The following is a 250-nucleotide window of genomic DNA, read 5'->3' on the forward strand; positions in this document are numbered from 1 at the left end:
CGTATGAAGCGTTCCGAGCACAAGATGGCCTGTTTCTGCTGCTGTAATTGCGGTTTGAATTGTTTCTAAATCACGCATCTCGCCGACTAGAATAACATCCGGGTCCTGTCTTAACGAAGCCCGCAGCCCATTGGCGAAATTCTTCGTATCAAAGCCGACCTCTCGCTGATCAATAATGCATTTACCATGCTTATGCAAGTATTCAATCGGATCTTCCAATGTGATAATATGCTTTCTCATCGTCTCGTTC

The 250-nt window shown here is 45.2% G+C and carries 1 protein-coding gene; it reads right to left on the reverse strand.

The annotated features are described in order from the left end of the window. Window positions 1–250, reverse strand: a 250-nt coding sequence (locus EOC06_RS39190) for an ATPase, T2SS/T4P/T4SS family (RefSeq protein ID WP_164899101.1), incomplete at both ends; no start/stop codon positions are given.

The sequence above is a fragment of the Mesorhizobium sp. M7A.F.Ca.MR.362.00.0.0 genome (genome assembly GCF_004023175.1).
In the GTDB taxonomy this organism is placed as follows: Bacteria; Pseudomonadota; Alphaproteobacteria; order Rhizobiales; family Rhizobiaceae; genus Mesorhizobium.